The 20,777-nt window shown below is 65.3% G+C and carries 19 protein-coding genes and 1 pseudogene; 9 read left to right on the plus strand and 11 right to left on the minus strand.

Features of this window, described 5'->3' with window-relative positions; all coding sequences use genetic code 11:
• Window positions 1-53: 53 nt before the first annotated feature.
• The 4 genes from RSW2DRAFT_RS13695 to RSW2DRAFT_RS13710 all read right to left on the minus strand — a co-directional run bounded on the left by RSW2DRAFT_RS13695 (window position 54) and on the right by RSW2DRAFT_RS13710 (window position 3,807).
• A complete protein-coding gene (locus RSW2DRAFT_RS13695) occupies window positions 54-830 on the minus strand; it encodes an enoyl-CoA hydratase-related protein (RefSeq protein ID WP_008031931.1) in 777 nt (258 codons plus the stop codon).
• 6 nt (window positions 831-836) lie between these two features.
• Window positions 837-1,298, minus strand: a complete 462-nt coding sequence (locus tag RSW2DRAFT_RS13700) for a cytochrome c-type biogenesis protein (protein WP_008031932.1) — start codon at window positions 1,296-1,298, stop codon at window positions 837-839.
• A 4-nt stretch (window positions 1,299-1,302) separates the two neighbouring features.
• Window positions 1,303-3,276 (minus strand): heme lyase CcmF/NrfE family subunit, encoded by a 1,974-nt coding sequence (locus RSW2DRAFT_RS13705; protein ID WP_008031933.1) that lies wholly within the window; start codon window positions 3,274-3,276, stop codon window positions 1,303-1,305.
• Between the two features lie 99 nt (window positions 3,277-3,375).
• Window positions 3,376-3,807, minus strand: coding sequence for an Lrp/AsnC family transcriptional regulator (locus RSW2DRAFT_RS13710; protein WP_040672249.1), 432 nt, complete (start codon window positions 3,805-3,807; stop codon window positions 3,376-3,378).
• 123 nt (window positions 3,808-3,930) lie between these two features.
• On the opposite strand from RSW2DRAFT_RS13710, the gene rocF reads away from it, so the two are divergent.
• From rocF to gluQRS, 7 genes are all read left to right on the plus strand, one after another.
• Window positions 3,931-4,857 carry an arginase gene (gene rocF / locus RSW2DRAFT_RS13715; RefSeq protein WP_008031935.1) on the plus strand — a complete coding sequence of 309 codons (927 nt, stop codon included), beginning with the start codon at window positions 3,931-3,933 and terminating at the stop codon, window positions 4,855-4,857.
• Window positions 4,854-5,894 carry an ornithine cyclodeaminase gene (locus tag RSW2DRAFT_RS13720; RefSeq protein ID WP_008031936.1) on the plus strand — a complete coding sequence of 347 codons (1,041 nt, stop codon included), beginning with the start codon at window positions 4,854-4,856 and terminating at the stop codon, window positions 5,892-5,894. Before rocF ends, RSW2DRAFT_RS13720 begins: the two co-directional genes overlap by 4 nt.
• A 153-nt stretch (window positions 5,895-6,047) precedes the next feature.
• Window positions 6,048-8,771 (plus strand): DNA gyrase subunit A, encoded by a 2,724-nt coding sequence (gene gyrA / locus RSW2DRAFT_RS13725; RefSeq protein WP_008031937.1) that lies wholly within the window; start codon window positions 6,048-6,050, stop codon window positions 8,769-8,771.
• Window positions 8,768-9,082, plus strand: coding sequence for a hypothetical protein (locus tag RSW2DRAFT_RS13730; RefSeq protein ID WP_008031938.1), 315 nt, complete (start codon window positions 8,768-8,770; stop codon window positions 9,080-9,082). Before gyrA ends, RSW2DRAFT_RS13730 begins: the two co-directional genes overlap by 4 nt.
• Window positions 9,083-9,262: 180 nt before the next feature.
• Window positions 9,263-9,946 carry a hypothetical protein gene (locus RSW2DRAFT_RS13735; protein ID WP_008031939.1) on the plus strand — a complete coding sequence of 228 codons (684 nt, stop codon included), beginning with the start codon at window positions 9,263-9,265 and terminating at the stop codon, window positions 9,944-9,946.
• A gap of 100 nt (window positions 9,947-10,046) precedes the next feature.
• On the plus strand, window positions 10,047-11,378 hold the full coding sequence (gene trmFO, locus RSW2DRAFT_RS13740; protein ID WP_040672253.1) for a methylenetetrahydrofolate--tRNA-(uracil(54)-C(5))-methyltransferase (FADH(2)-oxidizing) TrmFO: 1,332 nt from the start codon (window positions 10,047-10,049) through the stop codon (window positions 11,376-11,378).
• Complete coding sequence (gene gluQRS, locus RSW2DRAFT_RS13745; RefSeq protein WP_008031941.1) at window positions 11,366-12,226, plus strand: tRNA glutamyl-Q(34) synthetase GluQRS; 861 nt, start codon at window positions 11,366-11,368, stop codon at window positions 12,224-12,226. The genes trmFO and gluQRS overlap by 13 nt, the downstream gene beginning before the upstream one ends.
• Here gluQRS and hisI read toward each other — a convergent pair.
• Window positions 12,172-12,531, minus strand: a complete 360-nt coding sequence (gene hisI, locus RSW2DRAFT_RS13750) for a phosphoribosyl-AMP cyclohydrolase (RefSeq protein WP_008031943.1) — start codon at window positions 12,529-12,531, stop codon at window positions 12,172-12,174. The genes gluQRS and hisI overlap by 55 nt on opposite strands.
• Before the next feature lie 92 nt (window positions 12,532-12,623).
• Here hisI and RSW2DRAFT_RS13755 point away from each other — a divergent pair, with 92 nt between their 5' ends.
• On the plus strand, window positions 12,624-13,052 hold the full coding sequence (locus tag RSW2DRAFT_RS13755) for an iron-sulfur cluster assembly scaffold protein (protein ID WP_008031945.1): 429 nt from the start codon (window positions 12,624-12,626) through the stop codon (window positions 13,050-13,052).
• A 150-nt stretch (window positions 13,053-13,202) separates the two neighbouring features.
• On the opposite strand, the gene RSW2DRAFT_RS18735 is transcribed toward RSW2DRAFT_RS13755, so the two are convergent.
• From RSW2DRAFT_RS18735 to sciP, 5 genes are all read right to left on the minus strand, one after another.
• Window positions 13,203-13,325, minus strand: a complete 123-nt coding sequence (locus RSW2DRAFT_RS18735) for a hypothetical protein (protein ID WP_008031947.1) — start codon at window positions 13,323-13,325, stop codon at window positions 13,203-13,205.
• Between the two features lie 144 nt (window positions 13,326-13,469).
• On the minus strand, window positions 13,470-15,557 hold the full coding sequence (gene recG / locus RSW2DRAFT_RS13765; RefSeq protein ID WP_008031950.1) for an ATP-dependent DNA helicase RecG: 2,088 nt from the start codon (window positions 15,555-15,557) through the stop codon (window positions 13,470-13,472).
• Window positions 15,554-17,671 carry an NAD-dependent DNA ligase LigA gene (ligA, locus tag RSW2DRAFT_RS13770; protein ID WP_008031951.1) on the minus strand — a complete coding sequence of 706 codons (2,118 nt, stop codon included), beginning with the start codon at window positions 17,669-17,671 and terminating at the stop codon, window positions 15,554-15,556. Before ligA ends, recG begins: the two co-directional genes overlap by 4 nt.
• Before the next feature lie 60 nt (window positions 17,672-17,731).
• Window positions 17,732-18,445: a response regulator transcription factor CtrA gene (gene ctrA, locus RSW2DRAFT_RS13775; protein WP_008031953.1), complete on the minus strand. Its 714-nt coding sequence runs from the start codon at window positions 18,443-18,445 to the stop codon at window positions 17,732-17,734.
• A 95-nt stretch (window positions 18,446-18,540) separates the two neighbouring features.
• Window positions 18,541-18,819 carry a CtrA inhibitor SciP gene (gene sciP / locus RSW2DRAFT_RS13780; protein WP_008031955.1) on the minus strand — a complete coding sequence of 93 codons (279 nt, stop codon included), beginning with the start codon at window positions 18,817-18,819 and terminating at the stop codon, window positions 18,541-18,543.
• Between the two features lie 126 nt (window positions 18,820-18,945).
• Here sciP and mnmA point away from each other — a divergent pair, with 126 nt between their 5' ends.
• The gene (mnmA, locus tag RSW2DRAFT_RS13785) at window positions 18,946-20,085 is read left to right on the plus strand and encodes a tRNA 2-thiouridine(34) synthase MnmA (protein ID WP_008031958.1); all 1,140 of its coding nucleotides are present in this window, start codon (window positions 18,946-18,948) and stop codon (window positions 20,083-20,085) included.
• 58 nt (window positions 20,086-20,143) lie between these two features.
• On the opposite strand, the pseudogene RSW2DRAFT_RS13790 reads toward mnmA, so the two are convergent.
• Window positions 20,144-20,777 (minus strand): annotated as a pseudogene (locus tag RSW2DRAFT_RS13790) (lipid-A-disaccharide synthase); the annotation flags it as partial.

The raw sequence follows: 20,777 nt of genomic DNA on the forward strand, positions 1-20,777 counted from the left end.
GGAAGAATATTTCCGGACCGCGCGAAATCACGGCCAAAGGTGGCCAATGGCGCCTAGCGCCCCTGAAACCGCGGCGGGCGCTTTTCCAGAAAGGCCGCGACTCCTTCGCGGAAATCGCGGCTTTGGCCGCAGAGGCCTTGCAGCCGCGCCTCCAGCGCCAGTTGACCGGGCAGGTCGTTGGCAAAGCTGGCGCGCATTGCCTGTTTCACGCCGCGGTAAGCCAGGGTCGGGCCGCTGGCCAGCGTGGCCGCCCGCGCCTGCCAGTGGCCGGCGAAATCGGCATCCGCGACACATTCGTAGATCATGCCCCAGTCGGCGGCCTGCCGGGCGCTGACGCGGTCGGCAAACAGCGCCGCCGCCATGGCGCGGGCCATGCCGATCTGCCGTGGCAACCAGTAGGTGCCACCGGCATCGGGGATCAGGCCGATCCGGGTGAAGGCCTGGATGAACGCCGCCGATTCCGTGGCGATCACCACATCGGCAGCCAGCGCCAGATTGGCCCCCGCCCCCGCCGCGATGCCGTTCACCGCTGCAATCGTCGGCACCGGGCAATCGTTGATCGCATGCAGCAGCGGCTCATATTCCTCGCGCAGGATGCGCTCCAGATCCAGCGCATCAATCGCCGCGGCATCACCCAGATCCTGCCCTGAACAGAACGCCCGTCCCGCGCCGGTCAGCACCAGCACCCGCGCGGTGCGGCCCAGGTCGGTGACGGCGGCCCGCAGTTCGGCCCGCATGGCCGAGGACAGCGCGTTCATCACCTCGGGCCGGTTCAGGGTGATCAGCCCCACGCCGTCGGTCAGGGAAACAGAGATCGTGTCATACAGCATCGCGGATCAGTCGCGCATGATCTGGTCAAGCCGGGTCTTTTCGGCCTCCGACAGGGCGGCCACCGGGGTTTCCGTGGCCCCGCGGCGGCGGCGCAGATAGGTCAGCGAGATGCCCAGGCCCCCCAGCAGCATCAGCGGCCCGGCCAGCCACAGCAGCAAGTTGGTGCCCTGCGTCGTCGGGTTCAGCAGCACATATTCGCCATAGCGGTCAACGATGAAGGCCACCGCCGCCTCGTCGGAGTCGCCCGCCACCAGCCGCTCGCGCAACAGCAGGCGCAGGTCGCGGGCCAGTTCGGCGTTGCTGTCGTCGATGTTCTCGTTGCGGCAGACCAGACAGCGCAGACCCTGCGACAACTCGCGGGCGCGGGCCTCCAGTGCGGGGTCTTGCAGAATCTCATCGGGCTGCACCGCCAACACGGGTGTGGCCAGAAGCATCAGGGATAGAAGGGCATAAAGCGGGGCGCGCATCTGGTTACTCCGCCGGAACTGCGGGCATATCGTGCCGCCGCGCCCCTGCCGCCACCCGGTATCGGCGGTCGGAAAGGCTGAGCAAGCCGCCAAGCGCCATGATCAGCGCCCCGCCCCACAGCCAGTTGGCAAAGGGCTTGATGTAGCTGCGCACCGCCCAACTGCCGTTTTCCTGCGGATCACCGATCACCAGATAGATGTCGCGCATCAGGCCATAGTCGATGCCGGCCTCGGTCGTGGGCATGCCCTGCACCGGATAGACCCGCTTTTCGGGATGCACGGTGGCGACCACGCGGCCCCCCTTCGAGGCGGTCATCTCGGCCATGATCGAGGTGTAGTTCGGCCCCTGCACCTGATCCACCTTGACCAGCGTCACCTCGTAACTGCCCAAGGGGAAGCTGCCGCCCACCGGCACCACGCGGATATCCTCGACCGCCCAGGCGTTCATGGCGCAGACCGCGAACAGGGTGATGCCCAGCCCGGAATGGGCGGTGCATTTGCCCCAGTCGGCGCGGGGCAACCGGGTCAGCCGCCCCAGACGGGCGCCGATGCCGCCGCGCCCGGTGCGCAGCCACAGGTCAGTCAGCGCGCCGAACACCACCCAGGCGCCCAAGGCCGCCCCCACCGGACCCAGCGCCGATTTGCCGGTCTGCATCGACCACGCCAGCCCGCCCAAAGCCAGCGCCAGAAGCAAGACCGGCACCAGACTGCGCAAGCCGCGGCCGATCTGCGCCCGTTTCCACGGCAGCAAGGCCCCCAGCGGCATCAGCACCGCCAGCGCCACCATGAAGGGCGTGAAGGCCGCGTTGAAGAACGGCGCCCCGACGCTCAGTTTTCGGCCCCACAAAAGTTCCGCCACCAGGGGCCAGATCGTGCCGGTGAACACCACGAAGGACGCCACCGCCAGCAAGAGGTTGTTGATCACCAGCGAGGATTCGCGGCTGACCATGGAAAACACCCCCTTGGCCTCCATGGCGCTGGCGCGCACGGCAAACAGCGTCAGCGCGCCGCCCATGAACACGCCCAGGATCATCAGGATGAACACGCCGCGTTCGGGGTCGTTGGCGAAGGCGTGCACGCTGGTGATGACGCCGGAACGCACGATGAAGGTGCCGATCAGGCTGAAACCAAAGGCCAGGATCGCCAGCAGGATGGTCCAGCTTTTCAATGCCTCGCGCTTTTCCACCACGATGGCAGAGTGCAATAGCGCCGTGGCGATCAGCCAGGGCATGAACGAGGCATTTTCCACCGGGTCCCAGAACCAGAAGCCGCCCCAGCCGAGTTCGTAATAGGCCCACCACGAACCCAGCGCGATGCCGATGGTCAGGAAAATCCAGGCGGCAAGCGTCCATGGCCGCACCCAGCGACCCCAGGCGGCATCGACCCGGCCCTCGATCAGGGCGGCGATGGCAAAGGAAAACGCCATGCTCAGGCCGACATAGCCGAGGTAAAGGAACGGCGGGTGGAAGGCCAATCCGGGGTCTTGCAGCAGCGGGTTCAGGTCTTGCCCGTTGAAGGGGGGCTGCTCCAGCCGCAGGAACGGGTTGGAGGTGAACAGAAGGAAGGCCAGAAACGCCACCCCGATCATCGCCTGCACCGACAGCACCCGGGCTTTCAGCGTCGGCGGCAGGTTGCCGCCAAACAGCGCCGCACAGGCCCCGAACAGCGACAGGATCAGCACCCACAGCAGCAAGGAACCCTCGTGGTTGCCCCAGACCCCCGCCACCTTGTAAAGCATCGGCTTGTCGGTATGCGAGTTCAGCACCACCAACCGCACCGAAAAGTCTGACGTGACAAAGGCATAGGTCAGCGCGCCGAAGGCCACCGCGATCAGCAGCAGTTGCACCACTGCCGCAGGCTCGGCCACCGCGATCCAGCCGTGCCAGCGCTTCTGCGCCCCGATCAGCGGCACGAAGGCCTGGATCAGCGCCACCGCAAGGGCCAGCACAAGGGCGAAATGTCCAAGTTCGACGATCATTCTGCTGTCCTGTTTGCCGTTTCGCCCCCGACCTTATGCGCAAATGCGGCGCTGTCCAAGGTTGATACGGGTCGCGGCAATCGGCTCGCGCAGCCGTGATCAACGCCGCCCGGCCTTGCGGGTGGTCAAGAGCAGGTTGGTCTCGGATGTGGTGACACCCTCGATGTTGCGGACCTTTGCGATCACCTCGTCGAGTTCCGGCAGCGTCGCGGTGCCGATCTCGGCGATCAGATCCCATTTGCCGTTGGTCGAATGTACCGCCTGCACCGCAGGCAGGCCGGACAGCCGGGCGGTGATGCGCTCGGCGCCGCGGCCCTCGATGCCGATCAGCATCAGCGCCCGCACCGGAGCCGGGTTCACATCGCCTCGGGTCAGCACGGTAAACCCGGCAATCTCGCCCCGCGCCGCCAGCCGGTCCATCCGCGCCCGCACCGTGGCGCGGGAAAGGTTCAGGATCGCCGCCAGATCAGACAGCGAGGCGCGGCCATCGCGGCGCAGCTCGGCGATCAGCCGGTGGTCGGTATCGTCCATCATGGTCACATTTCCCGCCGTTTCGCGCATTGGCTTGTGCAAAGCGACAATAATGCAGCTAGGATTTGCCGCAAGCTGCATAAATCTTCCCCCGACCTGAAGCCCGACCTGAAGGAGATGCCCATGCCCAATGTCGTTCTGATCGGCGCGCCCATCGACAGCGGCCAACGCCGCCCCGGCTGCCTGATGGGGCCTGCCGCCCTTCGCGTCGCCGGTATCGCGCAGGCGATCCGCGATCTGGGGCATGGGCTGGAGGACTGGGGCGATCTGGCCCTGGGCGATCTGGCCGCAGTAGCCTGCGAAAACCCCGCCGTTCATTCACTGGCCGAGACCCTCGGCTGGACCGAGGCCTTGGCCGACAAGACCGACGACGCGCTTTCGGCGGGCAGCCTGCCGATCATCCTCGGCGGCGATCATTCGCTGGCCTTGGGCTCGGTGGCCGGTGCCGCCGCCCATGCCGCACGGCAGGGGCGGACGCTGTTCCTGCTGTGGCTGGACGCCCATTCCGATTTCCACACGCCGATGACCACCACTTCGGGCAACCTGCACGGCACCCCGGTCGCCTATATCGCCGGGCGCAGCGGCTTTGACGCCTTCCCGCCCTTCCCCGCGCCGATTCCGGCGGAACGCATCTGCCTTTACGGCATCCGCTCGGTTGACCCCGCCGAACATGCGGCCTTGCTGCGCCACGACATCGCCATCAACGACATGCGGGTGCTGGACGAACGCGGCATCGTGGCCCCCCTGCGCGAGTTCCTGGAAACCGTGCGGGCGGCGGGCGGCATGCTGCATGTCAGTCTGGATGTCGATTTCCTCGACCCCTCGATCGCGCCTGCGGTCGGCACCACCGTCCCCGGCGGCACCACCTTCCGCGAGGCGCATCTGGTGATGGAGCTTTTGCATGAAAGCGGCCTTGTCACCTCGCTGGACCTGGTGGAGTTGAACCCGTTTCTGGACGAGAGGGGTCGCACCGCGCGGCTGATGGTCGATCTGGTGGCCAGCCTGATGGGCCGCAAGGTGTTCGACCGCCCGACAAGGGGCTACGCATGACCCTGAACCTGGTGCCTTTCGTCAGCGTCGAGCGGATGATGCAACTGGTGCTGCATCTGGGCGTCGAGCGCGTGCTGTGCGACCTTGCCGCCGAGATCGAGGCCGATTTCCGCCGCTGGCCGGCCTTCGACAAGACCCCGCGCGTGGCCAGCCATTCCGACGTTGGCGTGATCGAGTTGATGCCGACCTCGGATGGCGAGACCTATGGTTTCAAATACGTCAACGGCCATCCGTCGAACATGAAGAAAGGCCTGCAAACCGTTACCGCCTTTGGCCTTTTGGCCGATGTGGCCACCGGCTATCCGCTGCTGTTGTCGGAAATGACCATCCTGACGGCGCTGCGCACGGCAGCCACCAGCGCCATGGCGGCGAAATGGCTGGCACCGGCGGGCGCCACCAGCATGGCGCTGATCGGCAATGGCGCGCAGGCCGAGTTTCAGGCGCTGGGTTTCAAGGCGGTCTGCGGCATCACCGAGGTTCGGCTTTACGATATCGACCCCGAAGCCACCGCGAAATGCGTGACCAATCTGGCCGGCAGCGGCCTGCGGGTGGTGGCCTGCGGCAGTCCGGAAGCCGCCATCGAAGGCGCGCAGATCATCACCACGGTGACCGCCGACAAGCAATATGCCACCATCCTGACCGACAACATGGTGGGTGCGGGCGTCCACATCAACGCGGTGGGCGGCGATTGCCCCGGCAAGACCGAGTTGCACCGCGACATCCTGCTGCGTTCGGGGATTTTCGTGGAATACCCCGACCAGACCCGGATCGAGGGCGAAATTCAGCAACTGCCCGCGGATCATCCGGTGACCGAGCTTTGGCAGGTGATTGCCGGGCAAACGCCGGGGCGAACCGATGCCCGCCAGATCACCCTGTTCGACAGCGTGGGCTTCGCCATCGAGGATTTCAGCGCCCTGCGCTACATTCTGGCCAAGGCCCGGCAGACCGGGCATTTCGACAATCTCGACATGATCGCTGACCCCGACGACCCGCGCGACCTTTACGGCATGCTGCTGCGGGCCGCTTGTCGGCCCTGACCGGCCTCCGCGCTGATCAGCGACAAGCGACCGCAAGGGAGGGCGGAGCGCCCGGTTGGACGCTTTCGATTGCACCCCATATCCGCGATGGGCTATAGATGGGGCAACAATATATAGCACCCGCCCGCGGGCCAGCCAGAAAGTTGCGCCACCTTGACCGATCACCCCGAAGACACTGAAACCCCTAGCGAAATTCCCGAACGTCCGGTGTTCCACGGCCCGCAGGTCTCGATCTCGGCCGAGATGAAGACCGCCTATCTTGACTATGCGATGAGCGTGATCGTCTCTCGCGCCATCCCCGACCTGCGCGATGGCTTGAAACCGGTGCACCGCCGCGTGCTATTTGCCATGCACGAGACCGGCAACACCTCGGACAAACCCTATCGCAAATCGGCCCGCCCGGTGGGCGACACCATGGGGAAATACCACCCGCACGGCGACGCCTCGATCTATGACGCGCTGGTGCGGATGGCGCAGCCGTTCTCGATGAGCCTGAAGCTGCTGGACGGTCAGGGCAACTTCGGCTCGATGGACGGCGATGGCGCCGCCGCCATGCGTTATACCGAAGTGCGGATGGACAAGCCCGCCGCCTTCCTTCTGGCCGATATCGATAAGGACACCGTTGATTTTCAGGACAATTACGACGGCAAGGACCGCGAGCCGACGGTGCTGCCGGCGCGATTCCCCAACATGCTTGTCAACGGTGCCGAAGGCATCGCGGTCGGCATGGCCACCCGGATTCCGCCGCACAACCTGGGCGAGGTGATCGACGGCACGCTGGCGCTGATCGCCAACCCCGACCTGTCGACCGAAGCCTTGATGGAGATCATCCCGGCCCCCGATTTTCCCACCGGCGCCACCATCCTGGGCCGCTCCGGTGCGCGGAAAGCCTACCTGGAGGGCCGCGGCTCGATCATCGTGCGGGCGAAAACCCGGATCGAGGAGATCCGCAAGGACCGCTTTGCCATCATCATCGACGAGATCCCCTACCAGGTGAACAAGGCCCGGATGATCGAGATCATCGCGGAACAGGTGCGCGAAAAGAAGATCGAGGGCATCGCCCATGTGCAGGACGAATCCGACCGGATCGGCGTGCGGGTGGTGATCGAACTCAAGCGCGACGCCACCGCCGATGTGGTGCTGAACCAGCTTTACCGCTTTACGCCGATGCAGATCAGCTTTGCCTGCAACATGCTGGCGCTGAACGGCGGGCGCCCCGAACAACTGGCGCTGCGCGATTTTCTGACGCATTTCATCACCTTCCGCGAGGAAGTGGTGGCCCGGCGCACCGCGTTCGAATTGCGCAAGGCCCGCGAGCGCAGCCATATCCTGTGCGGCCTTGCGGTGGCGGTGGCCAACGTCGATGAGGTGGTGGCGACCATCCGCTCCTCGGCCGACCCGGCAGAGGCGCGGGAGCGGCTGATGACCCGGCGCTGGCCCGCGGGCGAGATCATCCCGTTCATCAAGCTGATCGATGACCCGACCCACAAGGTCAACGAGGATGGCACCTACAACCTGTCGGAAATTCAGGCCCGCGCCATCCTGGACCTGCGCTTGCAGCGCCTGACCGCGATGGGCGTCAAGGAGATCACCGACGAGTTGCTCGACCTTGCCGGCAAGATCAGGGACTACCTTGAAATCCTTGGCTCGCGCGACCGGATCATGGCGATCATCTCCACCGAACTGGCGGAAATGCGCGCCCTGTTCGCCGTGCCGCGCCGCACCGAGATTGTCGACTGGTCGGGCGACATGGAAGACGAAGACCTGATCGAGCGCGAGGATATGGTGGTGACCATCACCTCGGGCGGCTACATCAAGCGCACGCCCTTGGCCGAGTTCCGCAGCCAGAACCGCGGCGGCAAGGGTCTGGCGTCGATGTCCACCAAGGAAGACGACGTGGTGACGACGCTGTTCGTGGCCAACACCCACACGCAGCTTTTGTTCTTCACCACCGATGGCATGGTTTACAAGCTGAAGACCTGGCGCTTGCCGCTGGCGGGGCGGCAGGCCAAGGGCAAGGCCATCGTCAACATCCTGCCGATCGCGCAGGGGGTTTCGATTGCAGCACTTATGCCGGTCGATGTGCCCGAGGAGGAATGGGAAAGCCTGCAGATCGTCTTTGCCACCTCGGATGGCGACGTGCGGCAGAACGATCTTTCGGATTTCACCAACGTCATGCGCAACGGCAAGATCGCGATGAAATTGCCCGAGGGCGTCAGCCTGGTGAACGCGGCGATTGCCGACGAGAATGACGATGTGATGCTGGTGACCTCCGGCGGCCGGGCGATCCGCTTCCCGACCACCGAGATCCGGGTGTTCAAGTCGCGCGGCTCGACCGGCGTGCGCGGCATCCGGCTGGGCGCCGAGGACCGGGTGGTGTCGATGGCGATCATCCGGCATTTCGAGGCCGACCCGGCGGAACGCGAAGCCTATCTGAAACAGCGCCGCCTGATGGCAGGCGCGGTGGATGACGAGACCGAGGCCGATGAAGACGAGGTGGCGGTGGCCGCGGGCCAGCTTTCCACCGAACGCTATGCCGAAATGTCGGCGGCGGAAGACCTGATCCTGACCATCACCACAAGCGGCTCCGGCAAGCTGACCTCCAGCCACGATTACCCGGTGCGCGGTCGCGGCGGCATGGGCGTGAAGGCGATGGATGGCGCGATGCGCGGCGGGCCGCTGGTGGCGTCCTTCCCGGTCGAGATGTCGGACCAGATCATGCTGGCCACCTCCACCGGCCAGTCGATCCGGGTGCCGGTGGCGCAGATCAGCTTCCGCTCGCGCTCGGCGGGCGGGGTCAAGGTGTTCAACACCGGCGGCGACGAGCAGGTGGTCTCGGTGGCGCGGGTGGCCGAACAGGGCGACGACGAGGCGTGATTGCGGGGCTTGCGGCGCGGCTGGAAGGTCTGGCCGCCGCAGGGCAGACCATCACTTACGGCGCCCTGGCGCGTGAACTGGCCGTGCCCGGGCCGGGCGCAATTGCCCGGCTGACCACGGCGCTGGAGGCGCTGATGGCCGAAGATGCGGCGCAGGGGCGGCCGTTCCGCGCGGCGGTTTGCTGCGGCAGGCTTGGCGGCGGGTTGCCCGCGCCGGGGTTCTTTGACGCGGCCCGCAGGTTGGGGCGCGACCCCGCGCCTGACCTTGCCGGGTTCGTGGCGGCCGAGCGCGCGGCCTTGCGCAACCGGTGAGGGCTGCTTGGTGCTGCCAAGGCAAGGCGAAGCAACCATCGCACTGATATGAAAAGAGAAATGCTGAAATGCAGCCTTGTGGCATGGCTGCATCGGCGCAACTTTTTACCGGATCGGCAATCCCGGGCACCGACAAATCATGCTAAAGTTGCGCAACGAAAAAATATGAGGATCAGAGCGATGAAAACTCTTCTGGCAACTGTTGCAGCACTGGGCGTCTTTGCACAATCCGCCATGGCCTTCGAATTTACCGGCGGCGACGTGGCGCTGCGCTGGGGTCACAACAAAGACTTCAACCAGACGCAGGTCAGCGGCAACCTGGCCTTCGGTCTTTCCGGTGCGATTGGCATGCAGGTCGGCCTGAAATTTGCCGACTACACCGACGATACCGTGGCACGTTCGGGCGAAGTGCAACTGACGTATGATCTGGGTGCCACCGATCTGGCGGCCTTTGTCGGCAGCGAGACGTTCGGCGGCAATGATGACTACACCTATTTCGGCGTCGCAACCGCCTTCACAAGCGGCCCGGTCGCGATCAAGGCGGCGATCAGCAGCTACGAAGACAGCCACTCCGCCTGGCATTCTACTGATCTGTTCATTGATGGCGAATATTCGTTCGGCCAGCGGTCAGCCCTGTTGGGGGGCGCGCACACCTCGCACAGTTCGTCGGGCTGGACCGACAAATACTTCTACATGGGCGTGAGCTATGAAGTGATGCCAAATGTTGACCTTTCGGTGACCTATGGCAACCACAAATGGAATACCGACAACGTGAACGTCGCAACGCTGGGCGTGACCTACGACTTTGGCCAAGGCGCGACCTTCGGGCAGCACAGCTTTACCGACCTCTATCCCAGCGACTGAGACGGGTTCGGATCGGATCAGGGGGGCAAGGTTTCCTTGCCCCTTTTTGCTGTGCAAGCCACCGCTTTCCTTCCCGCCGCAAACGCCCTAAATGGCGGGCATGACGCAAGCAGTTCACATCATCGGCGGCGGTTTGGCGGGGTCGGAAGCGGCTTGGCAGGTGGCGCAAGCCGGGGTGCCGGTGGTGATCCACGAGATGCGCCCAAAGGTTGCCACCTTCGCGCATCGCGGCGGCAATTTTGCCGAAATGGTCTGTTCCAACTCGTTCCGCTCGGACGATGACGAGCGCAATGCCGTCGGCCTTCTGCATTGGGAAATGCGGGCGGCGGGCGGGTTGATCATGGAGATGGCCGCCGCACACCGGCTGCCTGCGGGTGGTGCGCTGGCGGTGGACCGCGAGGCGTTTTCGGCGGCGGTGACGGCGCGGCTTCTGGCGCATCCGTTGATTTCGACGTGTTGTGAAGAGGTTACCGAGCTTCCTTCAAGTGGATCATGGATCATCGCCACCGGCCCGCTGACCTCGGGCGCGCTGGCGGAAAGCATCCGCGCCGCGACCGGGGCCGAGGCTTTGGCGTTCTTTGATGCCATCGCACCGATTGTTTATGCCGATACGGTCGATATGTCGGTGGCCTGGATGCAATCGCGCTACGACAAGGGCGAGACGGCGGAGGAGCAGACCGCCTACATGAACTGCCCGATGGACCGTGCGCAATACGAGGCCTTCATCGACGCGCTGCTGGCCGCCGAAAAGACCGAGTTTCACGAAGGCGAAACGGCCAGCTACTTCGACGGCTGCCTGCCCATCGAAGTGATGGCCGAACGCGGCCGCGAGACTCTGCGCTTTGGCCCGATGAAGCCGGTGGGCCTGACCAACGCCCATGCACCGGGGGTCAAGCCTTATGCCGTGGTGCAACTGCGCCGCGACAACAAGCTGGGCACGCTTTACAACATCGTCGGCTTCCAGACCAAGATGAAGTATGGCGCACAAACCACTGTTTTCAAGATGATTCCCGGCTTGCAGGATGCCCGTTTTGCCCGACTTGGCGGCATCCACCGCAACACCTTCCTGAATTCCCCGACGCTGCTGGACAACCGGATGCGGCTGAAATCGCGGCCCAACCTGCGGTTTGCGGGCCAGATCACCGGGGTCGAGGGCTATGTGGAATCCGCAGCCATGGGCCTCTTGGCCGGGCGGATGGCGGCGGCGGAACTGCTGGGCCGCGATCTGCCGCCACCGCCCCCCGAAACCGCCATGGGGGCGCTGATCCACCACATCACCGGCGGTGCCGAGGCCAAGACCTTCCAGCCGATGAACGTGAATTTCGGGCTGTTTCCGCCCAATGACGCCAAGGGCGGGCGGCGTGGCCGCAAGGACCGCTACAAGGCCTATACCGACCGCGCCAAGGAGGCGTTTCTCGGGTGGCTCGGGTAACGCGCTTTGCCCCCTCGCCCACCGGGCCGCTGCATCTGGGCCATGCCTATGCAGCGCTGGTGGCGGCGGCGCGCGGTGATCGCTTCCTGTTGCGGATCGAGGATATCGACAGCGCCCGCTGCAAACCGGCGTGGGAGGCGGCGATTTACGACGATCTGCGCTGGCTGGGGCTGGTCTGGGAAACCCCGGTGATGCGGCAAAGCAGCCGCGCGCCCGCCTATGCCGCGGCGCTGGACCGGCTGGCGGCGCTGGGGCTGACCTATGCCTGCGCTTGCAGCCGGGGCGACATTCGGGCAGCGCTTTCGGCACCGCAGGAAGGGGTGATCGGGCCGGATGGGCCGGTCTATCCCGGCACTTGCCGCGGGCGGCAGGGGGAAGGTGCCGTTCGGCTGGACATGGGCAAGGCGATGGCGCTGCTGGGAGAGGTTGGCTTCACGGAAACCGGCACCAAGGCCGGGCAGCACCATTTCGACGCCACTTTCATGGCCCGCGAGGTTGGCGATATCGTGCTGGCGCGGCGGGATATCGACACGTCCTATCATCTGGCGGTGGTGGTGGATGATGCGGCCCAAGGCATCACCGAGGTGACGCGCGGCGAAGACCTGTTCTCCGCCACGCCGATTCATCTGGTTTTGCAAGGGCTTCTGGGCCTGCCCTCGCCCGCGTATCACCACCACCGGCTGATCCGCGACGATCAGGGCAAGCGGCTGGCCAAGCGCGACGATGCCCGGGCTTTGGCTAAGTATCGTGCCGAGGGGGCCACGCCCGCCGACATCCGCCGAATGGTCGGGTTTCAGGCGATGGGGTCGGAAATCACCACCTCGTCGCCGTCCCGCAGCGCCGTATAGAAACACGACCGGCGGTTGGTGTGGCAGGCGGGGCCCTGCTGTTCCACCAGCGCCAGCAGGCAATCGCGGTCGCAATCCAGCCGCAGCTCGACCAGCCTTTGCACATGCCCCGAGGTTTCGCCCTTGACCCAGAACGCCTGCCGCGAGCGCGACCAATAGGTGACCCGCCCGGTTTGCAGCGTCTGCGCCACCGCCTCGGCGTTCATCCAGGCCAGCATCAGCACCTCGCCCGAGGCATGGTCCTGCGCGATCACCGGCAAAAGACCATTGGCGTCATAGGTCAGGCTTTTGGGGTCGAAGGCCATGGGTCGGTCCTTTGCAAAGGCGGGCTTGGCGGTCTATCTAAGGCAGGGCGGCAGGCGAGGGAAGCCATGAGCGACAGCGACCCGGGGAAGGTATGAGCGACAGCGATCTGATCAGGCTTTACTCGGGGCGAATCCTGCAACTCGCCGCCGATATCCCGCATCTGGGGCGGCTTGCGGCGCCCACCGGCACGGCGCAGCGCCGCTCGCCGCTGTGTGGGTCAACCGTAACGGTGGATGTGGTGATGCAGGGTGGCCGGGTGACCGAGTTCGCCCAGGACGTGAAGGCCTGCGCCTTGGGTCAGGCCGCGGCTTCGGTGCTGGGGTCGGCGGCTTTGGGGCGTTCGTTGGCCGAAGTGGAGGCCGCACGCGATGCGCTGCGGGCGATGCTGACCGATTCGGGGCCGGTGCCTTTGCCGCCCTTCGACGGCTTCGAGGTGCTTCTGCCCGCGCGGGAATACCGCAACCGCCACGCCTCGATCCTGCTGGCAATCGAAGCTTTGGCCGAAGCGATGGCGGCATAAAAAAGCCGCCGCACTTCGGGTGAAGGCGGCGGCAAGTGGCGTATCTGCTCGGACAGGGGGGCAGGACAGCCCCGGCGTCAGAGAGGCAAAACGCTTGGCATCACTTGGGGACAGATGCAGCGTCCGAAAACAGACCGCAGGCAGTAGGCGTCAGACAAGCGCGGGCAGGTAAAGCCCGACAATCAAAAGGGAAAACAGCGAAGCCACGCCGATGGCGTCTTCGATCAGGGTGCCTTGGGAACGGGCGAGGATGGCTTTGATCTGGGTCAGCATGGGTCACCTCCTGTTTTGTTGCCCAATTGTTCTCACGTTCTTAACCATGTGTAAAGAACTTTTTAGGAACATTTGGGAACAAAAGGCGATTATGGAGGAGAGTCAGCAGGTTGGGCATCTAGACCAGGCTAAAACCAAGGCGAATCAGCCGACCGAAATCAGCTTGATGGCGCGGTCCTGATCCAGCAGCCACAGCAGCAGGCGGGCGGCCTTGCCGCGCGGGCTTTGCAGGCCGGGGTCTTCTGCCAGCAGGCGACGGGCGTCGGATTGGGCGACGGCCATCAGCGCCGACTGGCGTTCCAGGTCGGCCACGCGAAACTTCGGCAGGCCGGATTGGGCGGTGCCGATCAGATCGCCGGCGCCGCGCATCGCCAGGTCTTCCTCGGCAATGCGAAAGCCGTCCTCGGTGTCGCGCAGCGTGGTCAGGCGGCGCATCCCGCCTTCGGACAACGGCGCCTGGTACATCAAGAGGCAGGTCGATTGCGCCGCGCCGCGCCCGACCCGGCCGCGCAACTGGTGCAACTGCGCCAGACCGAAAATCTCGGCCCGCTCGATCACCATGATCGAGGCGTTGGGCACGTTGACGCCGACCTCGATCACCGTGGTGGCCACCAGCACCGCGGTTTTCCCGGCGACAAAGCTGGCCATGGCGGCATCCTTGTCGGCGGGCGGCATCTGGCCATGCACCAGCCCCACCACGCCTTCGCCCAAGGCGGCGCGCAACTGCTGGAACCGCGCTTCGGCCGAGGCGTAATCGACCAGTTCGCTGTCCTCGACCAGCGGGCAGACCCAATAGACCTGCCGCCCCTCGGCCACGGCACGCGTCAGATGCGCCACCACCTCGTCGATCCGGGCGGTGGTGATCAGCGCGGTTTTCACCGGCTTGCGACCGGCGGGTTTTTCGTCCAGCACCGACACATCCATGTCGCCATAACTCGCCAGCGCCAAGCTGCGCGGGATCGGCGTGGCGGTCATCACCAGCACGTCGGCGGCAGTGCCCTTGGCGCCAAGCTCCATCCGTTGCGCCACGCCAAAGCGGTGCTGCTCGTCCACCACCGCGAGCCTAAGATCATGGAAATGCACGTCTTTCTGGAACACCGCATGGGTGCCGACCAGCACGTCGATGCGCCCGGCAGCCAGATCGGCCAGCTTGGCCTCGCGGTCGCTGCCCTTGTCGCGCCCGGTCAGCAGCGCCAGATGAATGCCCGCCGCCTTGGCCAGCGGCGAAAGGATTTCCAGATGCTGCCGCGCCAATATCTCGGTGGGGGCCATCATCACCCCCTGCCCGCCCGATTCCACCGCCACCAGCAGCGCCAGAAACGCCACCAGGGTCTTGCCCGAGCCGACATCGCCCTGCAGCAACCGGTTCATCCGCAAGGGCGTGGCCATGTCGGCGGCAATCTCGGCCACGGCACGGGTCTGTGCGGCGGTGGCGGCATAGGGCAGACTGGCCAGAACCCGGGCCTGCAAGATGCCGGTGCCAAGGCTCGCCACCCCCTTGCCGCGGCGCAGCGAGGCGCGGGCCAGCGACAGCGTCAACTGATGCGCGAACAACTCGTCATAGGCCAGCCGCAGCCGATAGGGGGCGGTCAGCGCGATATCGGCGGCGGTGCGCGGGGCATGGACGGCGGTGATGGCGGCGTGCCAATCGGGCCAACCCTCGCGCAGCTTCAGCGGGCCGTCGATCCACTCCGGCAGTTGCGGCGCCCGCGCCAGCGCCGATTGCGCCGCCTTGGCCACCTGTTTCTGCGTCAGACCGGCGGTCAGCGGATAGACTGGCTCGAAGGGCGGCAGTTCTCCCGCCTCCTCGGGGCGCAGCACATGGTCGGGATGAACCATCTGCGCCACGCCGTCAAAGATTTCCACCCGGCCCGAAACCAGCCGCTTCTGCCCGGTCGGCAGCAGCTTGGTCAGATAGTCGGCGCGGGCGTGGAAGAACACCAGTTGGAACTCGAAGGCCTCGTCGCGCACCATCACCCGGTAGGGGCGGCCCTTGCTGCGCGGCGGAAAATGACCGCCCACGGTGACCTCGACCGTCACGGTGCAGGGCGGCACCACGTCGCGCACCGATGCCTTGCGGCTACGGTCGATGCCGGAATGTGGCAGCAAAAACAACAGGTCCTTGGGGCGTTCGACCCCCAAGGCGGCAAAGGCACGGGCGGTTTTCGGGCCGACGCCGTCCAGCGTTTCGAGGTCCGCATACAGCGGGAAAAGCTGTTCCGGGCGGCTCATGGGCTGCCGATCAGCGCCAGCCAGGCGGCTTCATCGATCACCTGAACGCCCAGGGCTTCGGCGGCCTTGGCCTTGGACCCGGCCCCCGGACCGGCGATCACCAGATCGGTTTTCGCCGAGACCGAGCCCGCAACCTTTGCACCAAGGCTTTCGGCGCGGGCCTTGGCCTCGGCGCGCGACATCTTTTCCAGCGTGCCGGTGAACACCAGGGTCTTGCCCGCCACCGGGCTGTCGGTGGCCACCGGGGCGGCGTCCTGCACCGTCAGATGCGCCACCAGCGCGTCGATGGCGGCACGTTCGGCGGGTTGGTGGAAGGTGGTGATCAGCGAGGTCGCCAGCACCGCGCCCACCCCGTCGATCGCCGTCAGGTCGGCCCAATCGGCACCCTGGCCAATCTCGGCATGGGTCATCGCCGCCTCGAAGTTGGACCAACTGCCGTAGTGGTTGGCCAGCAGCGCCGCCGAGCTTTCGCCGACATGGCGAATGCCCAGCGCAAAGATCAGCCGGTGCAGCGGGATGCTGCGTTTTTCGTCGATGGCGGCGAACAGGTTCGTGGCGGATTTCTCGCCCCAGCCGTCGCGATTTTTCAGCTTTTTCAGTGGGCTGGCGGCGTCTCTTGACGCAAGGGTGAAAATGTCGGCGGGGGTTTTCAGCGGCAGATCGGGGTCGTTGAAGAACGCCTCGATCTGCTTGGCCCCAAGGCCTTCAATATCGAAGGCGGCGCGCGAGACGAAGTGTTTCAGCCGCTCGACCGCCTGCGCCGGGCAGATCAGTCCGCCGGTGCATCGGCGTACGGAATCGCCGTCCTCGCGGATGGCGTCAGAGCCGCATTGCGGGCAAATTGTTGGAAAAGTGAAAGTTTCAACGGTTTTCGGACGCTTTTCTAGATCAATATTGTTGATTTTTGGTATGACATCGCCGGCGCGGTAAACCTGAACCCAGTCGCCGATGCGGATATCCTTGCCGTCGCGGATCGGGTTGCCCTTCGAGTCGCGCCCGGCGATATAGTCTTCGTTGTGCAGGGTGGCATTTGCCACCACGACGCCGCCCACCGTGACCGGCGTCAGCCGCGCTACCGGGCTAAGCGCGCCGGTGCGACCGACCTGGATGTCGATGGCTTCCAGCCGGGTCCAGGCCAGCTCGGCGGGGAACTTGTGGGCGATGGCCCAGCGTGGGGTGGCGGCACGAAAGCCGAGGCGGGCTTGCAGGGCCAGGTCGTTGACCTTGTAAACCACGCCATCAATGTCATAGCCGAGGCTGGCCCGCTGCGCCTCGATCTCGCGGTAGACGGCCAGCAGGTCGTCGGGGCTGGTGCAGGCGCGGGTCAGCGGGTTGGTGGCAAAACCCAGGGCGGCCAGCCGGGCGATGGCCTCCAGTTGCGTCGCCGCCAGCGGTTCGGACAGCGCGCCCCAGGCGTAGGCGAAGAACCGCAGCGGTCGGGCGGCGGTGATGCTGGCATCCAGTTGGCGCAGGCTTCCGGCGGCGGCATTGCGCGGATTGGCAAAGGTTTTCTCGCCACGCGCGGCCTGCCGGGAGTTCAGGGCGGCGAAATCGGCGTGGCTCATGTAGACCTCGCCACGCACCTCCAGCACCGCGGGCGCGCCGGTCAGGCTTTGCGGGATATCGGAGATGGTGCGGGCATTGTCGGTGACATTCTCGCCGACCTCACCATCGCCCCGGGTGGCGGCCTGCACCAGAACGCCAGCCTCGTAGCGCAGGCTGAGCGACAGCCCGTCGATTTTGGGCTCGGCGGTGTAGGTCAACGGCGCAGCATGGCCAAGGAATTTGCGCACGCGGTCGTCGAAATCGGTGACATCAGTGTCGTCAAAGGCGTTTTCCAGGCTGAGCATCCGCACCGCATGCGGCACCTTGGCAAAGCCATCGGCGGGGGCGGCACCCACCTTGCTGGTCGGGCTGTCGGTGGCAAGCTGCGGGAACAGCACCTCGATCGCCGCCAGCCGACGCTTCATCGCATCATAGGTGGCATCGGTCAGCTTTGGCGCATCATTCTGGTGATAGTCGATATTGGCCTGCGCCACGGCGCGCGCCAGTTCCTGCCATTCGACCGCAGCCTCGGCTTCGGTCAACTGCTCAATCGCCTTGTCAGCGGGCATCGGCACCTCCCCGGATCGCTCTCCCATGGTTTAGGAGACCGTCCCGGCGAGGTAAAGCACTCAGGCGCCGATGGCGAAACGGCGTTCCATGTCGGCGGGGGCAGGATCGCGCAGCACGTAGCCGCGGCCCCAGACGGTTTCGATATAGCTTTGGCCGCCCGTGGCCTCGGCCAGTTTCTTGCGCAGCTTGCAGATGAACACGTCGATGATCTTCAGTTCCGGCTCGTCCATGCCGCCGTAAAGATGGTTGAGGAACATTTCCTTGGTCAGCGTCGTGCCCTTGCGCAGGCTGAGCAGTTCCAGCATCTGGTATTCCTTGCCGGTCAGATGCACGGTCTTGCCATCGACATCGACGGTCTTGGCGTCGAGGTTCACCGCGACCTTGCCGGTGCGGATCACCGATTGCGCATGGCCCTTGGAGCGGCGGATGATGGCATGGATGCGCGCCACCAGTTCCTCGCGGTGGAACGGTTTGGTCATGTAATCATCGGCGCCAAAGCCGAAGCCCTTGATCTTGTTCTCGGTATCATCGGCCCCGGTCAGGATCAGGATCGGGGTTTCCACCCGCGCCAGCCGCAACTGCCGCAAAACCTCGTGCCCGCTCATGTCCGGCAGGTTCAGGTCCAGCAGGATCAGATCATAGTCGTAGAGTTTGGCAAGATCGATGCCATCCTCGCCCAGATCGGTGCAATAGACGTTCAGGTTGGCATGGGTCAGCATCAGTTCGATGCTGCGCGAGGTTGTGGGGTCGTCCTCAACCAGCAGAATACGCATCTTGTTAACTCCGCATCAGTCCCTTGTTCATTAACTACACTGCAGATCAATGGTTAATCGCTGGTTACTGTCGCAGAGCCGAATGAAAAAACAATCTAAAGTTGTCTGTATTTCTGAATGGCCGTGACCTTCAGGGCATTTTCGCCATGCGACTCGATGGCAGAGCGCCAAAGCGAGAACTCCTCCTCGGACAGGGCATAGCGTTCCTGCGCTTCTTTCTGGGTGATCAGGCCATAAATCACCGCCTTGACCACGATCGCCTTGCGGCTGGCCACCCAGCGGCGGGTGTCCGGGCTGGGCAGATCGGCGCGGGAAAGCACCGTGCCATCGGGCAGGGTGACCTGTCTTGGTCCGTCAACTCGCTTGAGATACATCACACGTCCCTCATTCCTTGGCGCCACCTTGCCTGATCAGGCTTAAGCATCCGTGAAACCCGGGGGTTGAGGATGCACAGCATTTTCCTATATTGCGCAGGTATCTTCCCCCCACAGGCTGAACCCATGTCGCTTGATCATCCGCTGAATTCGCTTGGCCTGGCCAAACCGCCGCAGGAGACGCGGGTGGTGGTGGCGATGTCGGGCGGGGTTGATTCGTCGGTGGTGGCGGCGATGCTGGCCGAGGAAGGCTATGACGTGGTCGGCGTTACCTTGCAGCTTTACGATCACGGGGCGGCGCTGGCGAAAAAGGGCGCCTGCTGTGCCGGGCGCGATATCCACGACGCGCGGCGGGTGGCCGAGGCGATGGGCTTTCCGCATTATGTGCTGGATTACGAAAACACCTTCCGCGCGGCGGTGATCGACGAATTTGCCGACGCCTACCTGGCCGGCGCCACGCCGGTGCCCTGCATCCGTTGCAACGAGCGGGTCAAGTTCAAGGACTTGCTGGCCACCGCCCGCGAGCTTGATGCCGACTGCATGGCCACCGGCCACTATATCCAGCGCAAGCTGGGCCTGCACGGGCCAGAGTTGCACAGCGCCACCGACCCCGCCCGCGACCAGAGCTATTTCCTGTTCTCGACCACGGCCGAACAACTGGATTACCTGCGGTTTCCGCTGGGGCATCTGGCGTCAAAGGCCGAGACAAGGGCGCTGGCGGCGCGCTATGGGCTGGCGGTGGCCGACAAGCCCGACAGTCAGGACATCTGCTTTGTGCCCAACGGCGACTATGCGGCGGTGATCGAAAAGCTGCGTCCCGGTGCCGCCGAGCCGGGGCTGATTGTCGGGCTGGATGGCACGCCGCTGGGCGAGCATCGCGGGGTGATCCACTACACCATCGGCCAGCGCCGCGGCCTGGGCATCGGCGGCGTGGCTGATCCGCTGTATGTGCTGCGGCTTGACCCGGAAACGCGGCAGGTGGTGGTGGGGCCGAAGGCGGCGCTATCGACCCGCCGGGTGCCGCTGCGCGAAATCAACTGGCTGGGCGATGCGGCATTCGACAGCCAGCCGGAATGGCTGTTGAACGTCAAGGTCCGCTCCACCCGCCCGCCGCGGCCGGCGCTGGTGCGCCCCCTTTCGGCCACCGAGGCAGAGGTGGAACTGCTGGCCCCCGAAGACGGCATCTCGGCCGGGCAGGCCTGCGTGTTCTACGCCCCTGAAGGCAGCAGGGTTCTGGGCGGCGGCTGGATCTGGAAGGGGCGGTAAGGCCGGGAGCCAAAAGCTTTTACGCAAAACTTTTGCAAAATCCTTGGAAGGATTTTGTTCACCCCAGATGGGCCAGCACCGATCTTGCGGCCCGCAGCCCCGGTGCCTCGCCGCCCTGCCCCAGCCGCAGCATGGTCATCTGCATGGCGGTGATCTGCCCCAGCCGCTCGGTGCTGTCGGTCTGGTCGATCAGTTCCAACAGCGTCGGCAGGATCAGATGCGCCTTGCAGCCCCAGCCCAGATATTCCTTCACCACCCGGGTCTGCGACACCAGATTGACCAGCGAGGCGGTGTCGGTCAGCGCCAGCCATTGCATCAGCAAGATGCTGGCCGGGTGCAGGTTGTAGGCGATCACCATCGGCACGCCATTGGCCGCCAGTTCCAGCGCCACCGTGCCGGAGGCCGCCAGCGCCACATCCGCAGCCCCAAAGGCCGCGGCCTTGCCAGCGGCATCCTCGATGATCATCGGCGCAATCGGCCAGTTGGCGGTCATCTGCCGCACCAACCCCGCCACCGCAGGCACGGTGGGCAGCAGCACCTGCGCCCCGGGATGCGACTTCTTCACCCCCGCCAGCACATCGCCAAACACCGGCGCCAGCCGCGTCACCTCGGCTGCGCGCGAGCCGGGCAGCATCAGGATCACCGGCCCGGTGCCCAGGCGCAGCGCCCGCGAGGCCGAGCGCGAGGCCAGC

Source organism: Rhodobacter ferrooxidans, from assembly GCF_000176015.1.
Taxonomy (GTDB): Bacteria; Pseudomonadota; Alphaproteobacteria; order Rhodobacterales; family Rhodobacteraceae; genus Pseudorhodobacter_B; species Pseudorhodobacter_B ferrooxidans.